The sequence below is a fragment of the Spirosoma koreense genome, assembly GCF_054777875.1.
On record NZ_BAAHAC010000005.1, the window covers coordinates 259,881 to 272,018 of the forward strand.

Annotated in this window: 8 protein-coding genes; 6 read left to right on the forward strand and 2 right to left on the reverse strand. The window is 55.5% G+C overall.

Features of this window, described 5'->3' with window-relative positions:
- Window positions 1–8 precede the first annotated feature (8 nt).
- The 6 genes from ACYVC2_RS06905 (at window position 9) to ACYVC2_RS06930 (ending at window position 6,718) form a co-directional block, all read left to right on the forward strand.
- Window positions 9–1,904 carry a CocE/NonD family hydrolase gene (locus ACYVC2_RS06905; RefSeq protein WP_461101571.1) on the forward strand — a complete coding sequence of 632 codons (1,896 nt, stop codon included), beginning with the start codon at window positions 9–11 and terminating at the stop codon, window positions 1,902–1,904.
- A 36-nt stretch (window positions 1,905–1,940) separates the two neighbouring features.
- On the forward strand, window positions 1,941–2,696 hold the full coding sequence (gene bla, locus ACYVC2_RS06910; RefSeq protein WP_461101572.1) for a subclass B1 metallo-beta-lactamase: 756 nt from the start codon (window positions 1,941–1,943) through the stop codon (window positions 2,694–2,696).
- Window positions 2,697–3,010: 314 nt separating this feature from the next.
- Window positions 3,011–3,940, forward strand: coding sequence for a nucleoside hydrolase (locus ACYVC2_RS06915; RefSeq protein ID WP_461101573.1), 930 nt, complete (start codon window positions 3,011–3,013; stop codon window positions 3,938–3,940).
- Window positions 3,941–4,165: 225 nt separating this feature from the next.
- Window positions 4,166–4,348, forward strand: coding sequence for a glycoside hydrolase family 95-like protein (locus ACYVC2_RS06920; protein WP_461101574.1), 183 nt, complete (start codon window positions 4,166–4,168; stop codon window positions 4,346–4,348).
- Between the two features lie 157 nt (window positions 4,349–4,505).
- Window positions 4,506–5,303, forward strand: a complete 798-nt coding sequence (locus tag ACYVC2_RS06925; RefSeq protein ID WP_461101575.1) for a response regulator — start codon at window positions 4,506–4,508, stop codon at window positions 5,301–5,303.
- 155 nt (window positions 5,304–5,458) lie between these two features.
- Window positions 5,459–6,718 (forward strand): hypothetical protein, encoded by a 1,260-nt coding sequence (locus ACYVC2_RS06930; protein WP_461101576.1) that lies wholly within the window; start codon window positions 5,459–5,461, stop codon window positions 6,716–6,718.
- A 286-nt stretch (window positions 6,719–7,004) separates the two neighbouring features.
- Here ACYVC2_RS06930 and ACYVC2_RS06935 read toward each other — a convergent pair whose 3' ends face one another.
- Both ACYVC2_RS06935 and ACYVC2_RS06940 read right to left on the reverse strand, forming a co-directional pair.
- Window positions 7,005–9,839, reverse strand: a complete 2,835-nt coding sequence (locus ACYVC2_RS06935; RefSeq protein ID WP_461102306.1) for a M14 family zinc carboxypeptidase — start codon at window positions 9,837–9,839, stop codon at window positions 7,005–7,007.
- Between the two features lie 132 nt (window positions 9,840–9,971).
- Window positions 9,972–12,110 carry a S9 family peptidase gene (locus ACYVC2_RS06940; protein WP_461101577.1) on the reverse strand — a complete coding sequence of 713 codons (2,139 nt, stop codon included), beginning with the start codon at window positions 12,108–12,110 and terminating at the stop codon, window positions 9,972–9,974.
- Between the last annotated feature and the right edge of the window lie 28 nt (window positions 12,111–12,138).

Sequence of the window (12,138 nt, forward strand, 5' to 3'; positions counted from 1 at the left end):
GATCGCTCTTGAAAACATTTCTTAGCCTACTTCTCCTGATTCCGGTACTGGCGATGGCGCAGTCGACGCCCCCGGCTAATCCGTATCCGTTTACGCCCGCCCAGGATTCGGCCTATGTGCGCGACAACTACCAGAAGACCGAATTTATGGTGCCCATGCGCGACGGAACGAAACTTTTCACGCAGATCTACGCGCCTAAAGATCAGACGGTCAGGCACCCGATCCTGATGCAACGGACGCCCTACAGTTGCGCGCCATACGGAACCGACCGCTTTCGTCGGCGGGTGGGCCCGAATGCGTTCATGCTGCGCGACAATTATATCGTTGTTTATCAGGATGTTCGCGGACGGTGGGCTTCTGAGGGAACATTCGTGGAAATGACTCCGCACGTGGATGCGAAAAAGAGCAGCGCCGATCACGACGAAGCGTCGGATACCTACGATACCATCGACTGGCTGATCAAAAATGTACCGAATCATAACGGAAATGTCGGGCAGTGGGGCATCAGCTATCCGGGCTTCTTTACGTCGGCGGGTTCGGTATCAGGGCATCCGGCTCTGAAAGCCTCATCGCCCCAGGCCCCCATGGCCGACCTCTGGCACGACGATGCCTTTCATAATGGCGCTTTCCAGATCGCGGCCAATTTCAGCTTCTATACCTTCTTTCTGGAACATAAGCAGCCTACCAAACAAAATCCACCGGCACTTTTCGAGATCGACGACCCCGACGGTTACCATTTCTACCTGAATATGGGACCGACGGCCAATGCAGAAAGCCAGTATTACAAAGGCCGGAATAAATACTACCATGAGAATTTCGAACACCCGGACTACGACGACCACTGGAAAAAGCGGAACATTCTGCCGCACCTGAAAGGCATCAAACACGCGGTGATGGTGGTTGGCGGCTGGTACGATGAGCAGGACCTGTACGGAACCTTTAATACATACAAAGCCATCGAAAAACAGAATCCGGGGATTCAGAACATTTTCGTTGTCGGGCCGTGGGTGCATGGTGGCTGGGCCGGTCCATCGGGGCAAACGCTGAATGACCTGGATTTTGGTTCGAAGACATCGCCCTATTATCAGGAAAACATCGAAGCGAAGTTTTTCAAACACTACCTCTTCAACGAGACGACCGCGCTGGCGCTGCCCGAAGCGACCGTGTTCGAGACGGGGACCAACCGCTGGCGTACGTTCGATACCTATCCACCCAAAGGCACTGCACCAAAGCAACTGTACCTGCAGCCGAACGGAAAACTGGGTTTTTCGCCGGTAACGACCGGAGCCGCGTTCTCGGAATTTCTGTCGGACCCAGCGCATCCGGTACCGTTTGCGAGTAAAATCAACGACGGGTTCTCGGCCGATTATATGGTCGATGATCAGCGATTTGCGTCGGCCCGCCCCGACGTGCTGACGTTCCAGACCGACCCGCTCACCGAAGACCTGACCTTGGCCGGGCCGATCATGGCCCAGCTCACCGTGTCGACGACCGGCACCGACGCCGACTGGATGGTGAAAGTGATCGACGTGTACCCGCCCGACGCGCCGGTGCAGAATCCCGAAAAGAAAGAGGTGGTTTATGGCGATTATCAGCAACTGGTGCGGAGCGAAATGATCCGGGGCCGTTACCGGAACAACGTTAGCAAACCCGAAGCGTTTAAACCCGGCCAGCCGACAACCGTAGCCGTCGAATTGCAGGACGTGCTGCATACGTTCAGGAAAGGACACCGGCTGATGGTGCAGGTGCAAAGCAGCTGCTTCCCGCTGGCCGACCGAAATCCACAGACGTTTGTACCGGTGTTTACGGCAAAGGAGTCCGACTACCGGAAAGCCACACACCGCGTGTACCACGGGAAGCAAGGCACTAGTTTCCTGAAAATTGGGGTGCTGAGCCAGCCGTAAATAGTAGTCTTTTATCAAATTAGTTGCCGTTATCTCATGCGTCTGCCAGCTATTTTTTGGGTATTGTTTTGCCTGCCCGGTCTGCTCAGGGCTCAGGCTGTGCAGAAACCGAAGCCTGCGATTGCCCGCCTGAATGACCAGGTCTATGTCCATACGACCTATGGGATTTTCGGGAATTCGCCTTTTCCGTCCAATGGATTGATCATTAGAACGAAAGACGGGGTTGTGCTGATCGATACCGGCTGGGATACCAACAGCGATACCGACAATACACGGCAGTTGCTACAGTGGATTGCCGACACCCTGCGCCAACCCGTGCGGCTTTGTATCATTACCCATGCGCACGACGACAAGGTGGGCGGGATCAGCGAACTTCGGAAGGCAGGGGTACGGGTAGTCAGCACACCGTTGACGGCACAGAAGTCGGTTAAGCTGGGCTTCGAGTCGCCCGAGGGAATCCTGCCGAACGACACCACCTTCACCATCGGTCGGGAGCCGATTCGGTGTTATTTTCCCGGCGAAGGCCATACGACCGATAACATCGTGGTCTGGCTACCGAAGCAACGGATTCTGTATGGCGGTTGTCTGGTAAAAAGCGTAGCAGCCTTCGGCATGGGAAATCTGGCTGATGCAAACCTGAACGCGTGGTCCGGTTCGATTCAGAACCTCCGGAAGCTGTTTGGCAACGCTCGCATTGTGGTGCCCGGCCATCAGGACTGGGGCGATACCAACGCGCTGGAGCACACTCAGCAGTTGCTGAAAAAGCACCTGGCTACCACCAGGAAAGAATGAGCCGTCGGGAAATTTGCTTGTTTGTATTACAGGAATCATGAGGTTCATGAATCTTTTTAAACGTTTCTGTTGAGTCAGAAACGAGCGTATTTTTTGTCCTTCACACGCAGGAGGAATCTTGAGTTACGCTGATGCTTAAGATTCCTCCTGCGTGTGAAGGACAAAAAATGGATTAATGTTTCATCGTTTTATGACGTTTAACCGCGTTGAAAAAATGTCCACAGAGCCACAGAGAATACACAGAGTAAGTCGATGCGCTATTGGCTCTGTGGCTCTGTGTTTTGATTTATGATTACCGCTAACCAATTAACTGAATGGCAAAACTTGTCCTGATGGATCACGACGGCGCTATCGACGATTTGCTGTCGCAATTGCTTGTCCTGACTATGCCTGCTACCGACCTGATCGGTATCACGGTGACGCCCGCCGACTGTTTCATCGAACCCGCCCTCGAATCGACTTACAAGCTACTGCAACTGATGGGTCGGGAAGATATCCCCTTAGGCCGGGGCGACTACTACGGCATCAACGCTTTCCCGAGCGAATGGCGCGCCCGGCCCGAAATTATCAACGCGCTGCCGAGGCTGATCAACCTGCCGAAATCGCCGGACCCGTATGCGTACGCAAGTGCGCCGGACCTGATCATCGACAAACTGGCATCGGCTTCGGAAAAAGTAACCATTCTGATGACCGGCCCCTGCTCGAACCTGGTGCTGGCGCTGGAGAAAGCGCCGGAACTAAAAGCCAACATCGCCGAAATCGTCTGGATGGCGGGGGCATTCCGCGTGACTGGCAACGTTCAGATGTTTCAGCACGACGGCAGCGCCGAATGGAATGTGTTCTGGGACCCGGTTAGCTCGCAGAAGCTGATTTCGTATGAGTTGCCCCTGACGCTGGTTCCGCTGGATGTGACCAACCACGTGCCCGTCACGAAAGGTTTCCTGTCGATGCTGGCCTCGCAGATCGACTATAAGCTATCGGACCTAACGGGCCAGTTGTGGGCGCTGACGCTCGATACGATTCCGAGTTATCATTACACCTACTTCATGTGGGACATCCTGGCGACCAGTTATTTAGCTATACCGGGGCAGTTTAAGACCGAAGCGGTAAAAGCCAATATCAGTACGCGCCCGCCCAACGCCGGACAAACGTATCTGGACCCCGCCGGCTATGAACTAACCATCGTAACGGACGTAAATGTAGGCTATTTTTATGACTACCTGCTGGCTCAGTTTAAGCAATGACGCGAACCTGCCAGTAAGTTAATGCGACAGAAAATGTATGGATCGTTTAAGGGTTTTTCTACTATTTAAACTCGTCGCATTGGGGGTAGCGATCACCGCCGTCAACTCCAGACCTGAAGCTTTGGTACAAACGCCCCGCCGATGCATCGGTTCCCGACGACAGCAACGGCTGACAGAACAACCCGTCCTGGCTGAATGCCCTGATGGGCGCTATGGACTTTGGGGATGTGCACCGGGAGCGGATTCGAGGTCAGCCTGCAGTGGCAGAATGGTAAGCTGACCATGGGAACCATTCTGTCGAAAATCGGCGGTCGGTGCAGGGTCCGCTACGGCGACCAGGAACTGGTGCTGAACACGGTAAAAGGCCGGCTGCTGTATAGCCTGACTAAACTGGTTGGTGTACGCTGATGATGACGGTCCGTCCGGTCGTCGACCGAATAACTGAAAAGCCAGTGTGAACTGTTAAAACAAAATGGGGGTATGTTCCGGTTGAGCATAGACGCTATCTGCCCGCTGCCTTACCGATTAAGGGCACCTTACCGAGTCGAATGCCGTTAGTTTTTATATGAATTCAGAGGAACGCGTAAAAATCCTGATTGTCGAAGACGAGTCGATTCTGGCGATGGAGTTAAGAGACAGGCTGGAAAAAGAAGGCTATGAGGTCGTTGGAACGGTCAACACGGGCCGAAAAGCCCTGGACGTGTTCCGGCATCAGCCGGTCGACCTGTTGCTTTGTGATATTGCCATCAAGGGCGATTGGGACGGAATTCAGACGGTACACCACCTGACGGCAGAGCGCCCGGTACCAGTCATTTATCTGACAGCCTTCACGGACCGTGATACCCTGGAGCGGGCCAAAAAGACCTACCCGGCCGCTTACGTCAACAAACCTTATCAGTTGCATAACCTCCGCACGGCCATCGACCTGGCTATTTACAATTTTTCGGCCCGCTCTGGTCTGACCTCATCTGACCCTTCTTTGCCAGCCGGCCAGTCCGGCGCGGTTCCCGCCGAACGTGATCCCTCCGGGCGGGAGGCCATCTTACAGATCAATGACTATCTGTTTATCCGGCAGAATTATCAGTTCGTCAAGGTAAGCCTGAACGAGCTGCTTTACCTCGAAGCCGACAACACATATACCACCCTGGTTACGGCCAACCGGAAGTATGTGTTGCGACTCACGCTCAGTGGCATTCTGGAGCGTATCGATCAGCTGGGTCTGGTTCGGGTACACCGGTCTTATGCCGTCAATATTCATAAAGTGGAGTCATTCAACGAGACAGAGGTGACGATCGAGTCGCATCTGATCCCGCTGGGCCGGAGCTATAAAGAGGAGTTTTTACGGCACTTTCTGCGCCGGTGAACTGTTACTAAAACAAGCAGGAAGAGAGGTAAATAATTTTCGGGGCGCGCTAGTTTGGTGAGCTGCTGTAAAATCGTTAACTTAGCTTCCCGCTACGAAAAGCGAAAAAAAGTTACCCATCTACGTACCGTTACCCTGTATTTCAGTCGATGATTATGGCATCTGGGACGCTCTCCGATCAGAAGAGTTCTGTTAGTACCCTTGCATTCCGCCAAACCGAGTATACCCTAGCCCAGGCCGAAGTAGCCAATGCGGCCTTCGACGAGGCTGTCAAACAGTTCCTGCGTGACTGGATCACGCAGGGCACCGTGTCGCCCAGAAGCCCCGACGAACCTGGCGATATCGACGAGTTTATCGAACACGGTGCCCTACGCAGCTTCTTCAAATACCGCGACGATGCGTTCGAGCGGCTGCTTCAGCAGGAAGACATTGCCCGACACCTGCTTCGCCCCATCGACGAAGTGTATTTCCAGACGGATGCCTACGAGCCGATGCTGGCTCGCTACGAGAAGCGGATTTATAACATTGCCGCCCACCGCGAGAATCTGGAGGTCCCGTTTCGCTATAGCCCGATTAGCCGCCAGGGCGCCCATGGCGACACGATCCAACTGACGGATTCGAACGATGGTCAGGTCCGTGAAGACATTGGTGTTTATTTCGGTACGCGCCGTACCGACAGTACGGCGTTGTCGATTCTGGCTCACCAACTGCGCTGGGAAGCGATGTCGGCGTCGGAACTGCCCATCCACGTGATCACCGAGGGGTACATGAACGATTCGCTGCTGCGGGTTAAAAGCCTGACCGAGCAGTTCAACGAACAGGGCCATACCCACCCGCACTGTTTTGTGATTCAGCGTCGTCATGCGGCCGATGACCGCCATCTGGGTGCGGCCCTGCTAATCATGAATCCCCAACGACCGGCTTTGCCGCAGCGCATTATTTTCTGCGATACGCTGCGACCCGGCCCTCAGCCGCCCTGGTGGAATAAATTCAAGGATAAAATTGACACGGTTTTCCCGCAACCCGACGGACAGGCTCCGGCTTCTGACCGACTGGAAGATGGCAGTGTGAAGCTCCAGCGACTGCACGACGGCGTTCCGGTTCGACATCAGGATATCGACTGTGCGTTCTACACGTCTTCGATGTGCCGGGCGCTGATTCAACTGGCAAAAGCCGACGCTGATCTGGTGCTGACTGGTTCGATTGAAGCGATTGTCGCTGAGATGACGGCCCGCATGCCCGAATACTACGAACAGCCGAACCAGCCTAAAGAGCCGGATGTGGTGCGGGAGGTGAACGTGATTCGCCGGTGGAACACGGGCTGGCAGGCGCTGAAAAACATGATGCAGAATCGCCTGACGGATCTGGTTTCGCAACTGTCTGCCCCCAGCGAACAGCCTCTGGAACTGATCTAAAACAGCCGCTTTCAGGTGCCAACTGAATTACCACTGGCACTCTGAACAAGAATCGTAAATAACCGGGGCAGCACCCACATGCTGCCCCGATTGTGTTTTAATCCTAACGTGAATAATGACTGATTGCTTTTGTCATCCCGACAAAGGAGGGATCTTGAATTCTCCTAACGCTCTGGTAAAGATGCTTTAAGATCCCTCCTTTGTCGGGATGACAAGAACGATGTGTTTTTTGATAATCAGTTGCCATTTTTGGCGCTATTGGTAAGTTGCATTAAGTACTCTGGCATTACTCACTCGCTTTGGCAGGCGCGGTCTTTGCCTCCGCGGTTGCCGATGGACTGGCTGGCGTGTCGAGGTGATTCCAGTTGATCAGCACATTCCAGACCAGCGCTGCATCGTGGTGATTCAGGTAGCGGTGCAGCGGATCGAAGGTAAACGCCACGACCCGTCCCGAGCCGACCGGTACGTTGAAAATACCACCGTGACCGATGATGGTCTGCTCGTTTCTGACCATACCCGACAGAACGTAGGGCTCTTCTTTTTTCGCTACAGCCGCTTTCGACGCTTCCGGGGCGGGCTTTTTATCGGGCATTCCCATAATTGACCCTTTGTATTCTTCTTCGTCTTTGAGCGGTTTGGTGCCGTACTGCATCACCATCATGGCGCGGTTAGGGCGTTTGGTTTGCAGCAGAGGTGCAATACCCCGGAAAATTGGGAAGGTTTCGGGAAAACCGTACATAATCGGGCTGTCGGGTTTCCGATTTTTCGCCGTCACGACCGAGCCGGGGTGAAACAGCGTGGGCGCACTGACCTGATCCAGATCGCGGGTGATGCCCGTTTCGGCAATCATCAGCGACGAGTTGTCCAGCGTAACGAGCACACCGCCCGCTTCCACAAACTTTTTCAGGTTGTCGACCCCTTCGAAACCGGGTCCACCCGTGATGTCACTCGTTGCGTCCGGAAAGCCGTGCGACGGGAACTCAGGGGTTTTCGTGTACGGTAGCGGCCCGAAGCGCGAATCGATTTCATGAATGAAGTTCGTGGCCGAACCCCGCATCCGCGGAATCAGGATCACGTCGAATTTCTTCCGCAGGTCGCCTGCTTTCAGGTGGTCTTTGTTAATCGACGTATAGGGGATACCGCGTTGTTCGAACGTGTAGCGGGCCCAGCCTTCGTCCTGCGTGTTGAACCAGCTGTGGTAGATCGCTACCCGCGGCAGGCTAACTTCATGTTGCCGAAGTGGTGCACCAACGCCTTCCGGATTGGCCTTTGTTGCCTGCAGGTCGAGTCCGAACTGGGTTGCCATCGTTTTCGACTGGCTGTCGGTCAGCCCTTTGAACACCACCGCTCCGGCCGCCAGCGTGTCTTTACTGCCCGCAAAGGTCGTTTTGCTGTCCATTACAAACGCTTTGGCCTGCTTATTCTGGGTTTTGGCCCACAGCAGCGCAGGTAGCACGTTGTTCTGCCCCTTGTAATTCAGGACGTAGTTGCTGCCATCACCTCCGATCGTACCGGCGTATTTTACGTCGTCGGTGAGCATGTTAAGCTCGTTCATGGCGTATCTGACGCTGTCTTCGACTTTTACATCCACGCCGTACAGGTAGCTTAAGGTCCAGGCAATGTCGTCGTAGGGCGGAAATTTCGCTTCTTTCGGGTAGTTCTGTTTGGTCAGCAAAGAAACCGCCAGGTTGCGGTAGGGCTGGTTCAGCAACACGACATAATCGCCCTGATTTTTGCCCGATTCTGCCTTATGCACCTCAATGGCCTGCGCCCGAAGCTGATTGACCAGGTAAGCCGCCATAGCCGGGTCACGCTGGTTTTTGGGAATGACAAACGCCTTCGGTTTCTCCTCCGTACCCTTGCGGATGTTGTTGAGCCCTTTCTGGTAAAAATTCTTCAGCAGCATCCGGCTGTTGGTCGCGCCGTACGACAACGAGGCAAGGACGCCCGCCTGCATGTAGTTGATCCCATTCCGGTACGACCAGTACACTTTTTCGGTGGCCGGGTCGGGCCGGTACCACTCTTTCGACGTCACGGCATCGCCCGCGTATTTCTGATCGGCCAGATCGCGCAGGTAGGTATTGGCGCCGGCGTTCCCGAAGGTTTCGTAGAAGCGGCCCACGGCGTTGTGATTGTTCGAAATCCAGAGTGCATAGCCCGGATACCAGCCATCGTAGAACGCCCAGGTAAACACCCCTGGAATACCCTGAGCCGCCAGCGAGGTGATATCATGGTTGGCCATCGTCTGCCACTCGGCAATGGAAATCGGGTCGATGGTTTCGTTGTAGGGCCCCGTTCCGGTCGAAATATAGAGCAGCGGCACCGACTCGTGCAGGTCGAGGCTGGCCGTAGGATGCCATTCGTAAAAGATTTTGTACAATGCTTTGGTCAGCGCCTGCGATGCCTGCAGGCCATCGCGGTTGTTGTCGTGGTAAGCGTATTTGCCCCAGTAGGGTGGCGATTTGGGGAAGCCGTCATCGAACTCCTTCCGCGCTTTGGTGTAGCGGTAATACCAGTCGACCTGCTTATCCCAGCCGTCGGGTTCCGAAACCGGGTTGATCAGCACAATGATGTTGTCGCGGATGGTTTTGATTTCAGGCGTCTGGATGGTAATCAGTCGATAAGCCAGTTCCATCAGCATTTCCGGCGATCCCATTTCTGGCGAGTGCAGCCCCCCGTTCAGGTAATACACCAGCTTGGTATCGCCCAGGATTTTTTCCAGGTCCTGACTGCCGACCTTGCGTGGATCGGCCAGCAGCGCAAGTTGTTTTTTGTAATGGTCGAGCCGCTTCATGGCGTCTTCACTCCCAATGGCTACCAGCTGAATCGGACGTCCCTCTTCGGTGGTGCTGACCTGCTGCATGCTGATGTGGGGTGAGGTCTGTGCCAACTTCTGGTAATAAGCATAAATCTCGGGTGTGCGGTGCAGGATTCCCGGCGTACCGACGATCTGTCCGAAATGCTTGCGGGGTGAGGGCACGTTCGGATCGTCGGGGAGGTTCAGCACCGAAGCGGGCAGAAACCGCTTATCGGTCGTGTATTCCCTGATTTTTGCATTGTACGTCTCGTCGATCTGCTGCGCCCGAAGCGCCAGGCTGCCCAGCGTAAAACTCGCGAGCATCCACGTGCGCACCTGAACCCATCGTCGTTGGCTAGTAAAAGTTTGCATGAAGTAAGTGGTTGGTTAATAAAGAGAATTCGGGCTTCAACCCGCTTTGTAATAGTGCGGGTTGAAGTCCGAATTAGCTGCGCATTATTGCTTCGGTGTCATCAGTTTTCGTTTGAAAAAGTCGGCCGTGGCGGCACTCATTTTGATGGCGTTGGTATGCTTCATCCAGTGATGGGTATCATCGACAATGACGAGGGTTTCCATCGGAACGCCCCGTTTGTCCAGCCGGCGAACCAGATCGACACTCTGGTTGAAGCGGACATTGCGGTCATCGTCGCCGTGGATGATCAGCACGGGTGAGGTCCAGTTGTCTACCGATGAAACAGGCGATGACGCCCACACCGTTTTCATGGCCTGATCCAGGTCTGGTGCTTTTTCGACCCGGTCGGTTTGTGGAGCGCCGAAGCGTTGCTGGCTCCAGTCGTGCACGCCGTGAATATCGACACCAGCTGCGAAGAGTTTCGAGTCGCGGGCGAGCGCAAGCGCAGTCAGGTAACCGCCGTAGGAGCCGCCATAAATGCCGATTCGGGCCGCGTCGACCTGCGGTTGCTCCGTCAGCCAGATGGCCCCCGCTTTCACATCCTGGTATTCCGACGCCCCCGTAGCACCCCCTTTGGCAGGCTGGTGGAAGTCGTACCCGTAGCCGATGCCCAGCCGGTAATTGATCGACAGCACGACAAACCCCTGGCTGCACAGGTATTGGTTCAGCGCGTAGGAGTTGGCGTAATAGTCTGAATAATTCCAGCCCAGCAGCATCTGACGCGGAGGGCCGCCGTGGACATAAATGAGGGCGGGTTTCTTCGCCGGGCCGCGTTCGGCCGGGCCGCCGGTGGGTTCGAAGAGCTGACCGTGTACGAGCATGCCGTCCGGCGCTTTAAACGTAACCTGTTTGGGAGTCACCAGCTGACTCGCCGGGAAATTGGCTGGCACCAGATTCTGCGCCAGCACCTTCGGCGTTCCTTTGTCGAAGGCCATTACCGTGGGTAGGGGAGGGCGTTGCGCCGTGGCGCTGATCATGGCAATCGTTGCGCCATCGCCCGTTACGACCGGCGTCCATTCGAGACCGCTGCCGGGCGTAAGCACTTCCATAGCGGCCTTATCGACCGGTACGCGCACCGCGTGTCGGCGGTCGATGTCCAGCTTATCGGGGCCTGTATTGCCGCTAAACAGCAGCCATTTCCGGTCGTGGCTCAGGGTAATGTGTTCCGCCATAAACGGAGCGGGCGTCAGCAGGAGCGGAGTGCCGCCCGATGCCGCCATCGAATACAGATGCGGCCAGCCATCCTGATACGACAGAAACACGATCCGGTCACCGGCGGCCCAGTGCAGATTGAATCCGCCGTTGGTGGTTGGTACCGAACCGGCCAGGGTTTTAGGAGCCTGCCAGCGTTGCGACGCCCGTCCCGAAGCTACATCGACGGTCCAGATCGACCAGGGACGATGCCGCCGGGTCAGGATCGAATCGGGCTCTCCACCGGTTCCGGGCGTACGCACGAAGGCAATCTGCTGGCCGTCCGGCGACCAGCGGGGCGATTCGTCGGCTGTAAACGAAGGGGCCAGCCAGGTAATGGGCGTACCTTCGCCCGCAAAAACCCCAATGAACGAGTGGTCTTTCCGGTCGCAGACAAACGCCAGCTTCGATCCGTCGGGCGACCATTGGATTGCGCCGTTAGTGCCCCGGGCATTGAACAATGCTTTGGCCGCCGACGACCCGTCGGTTGGCGCTGTCCAGATCTGACCGCCTTTGACAAACGCTACCTTATCGCTTTTTGGAGAGATGGCCGGGGCATCACCTTCAGCCAGCGCTTTTCCTGCTCCCCCCACAAAGGGAAAGCTCCAGAGCTGCACTTTGGGCTGTACGGTTGCCGAAGTCGTGTTGACGGGTAGCTCCTCATCCCAGTTGGCTCCATGATCGCCCCCGCGCACAAACACTACCCATTTGCCATCGGCTGAAATCGACAGGCTGGTAATTTCCTGCCCGTCATCTTCCATAAAATTAGTCAGCTTACGGGGAGTAAAACCAGGTCCTTCGGCCACGTATACGTTGCGCCTGCCCTGTTCGGCGAACGCCCACGCAATTTGAGAACCGTGGGCAGAGCTGGTTAATTCGGTCGGAAAAGGGTAACTTTTGACGGCTTCCAGCGAGAATGTCTGGGCGCAGGCGGATGGGGTCTGGAAGAGCACAAAGCCTATAGCCAGGCAGAGGAGGGCGCAGGTTTTCATGGACTATAAAAAGAAGCGTGTCGCTTAC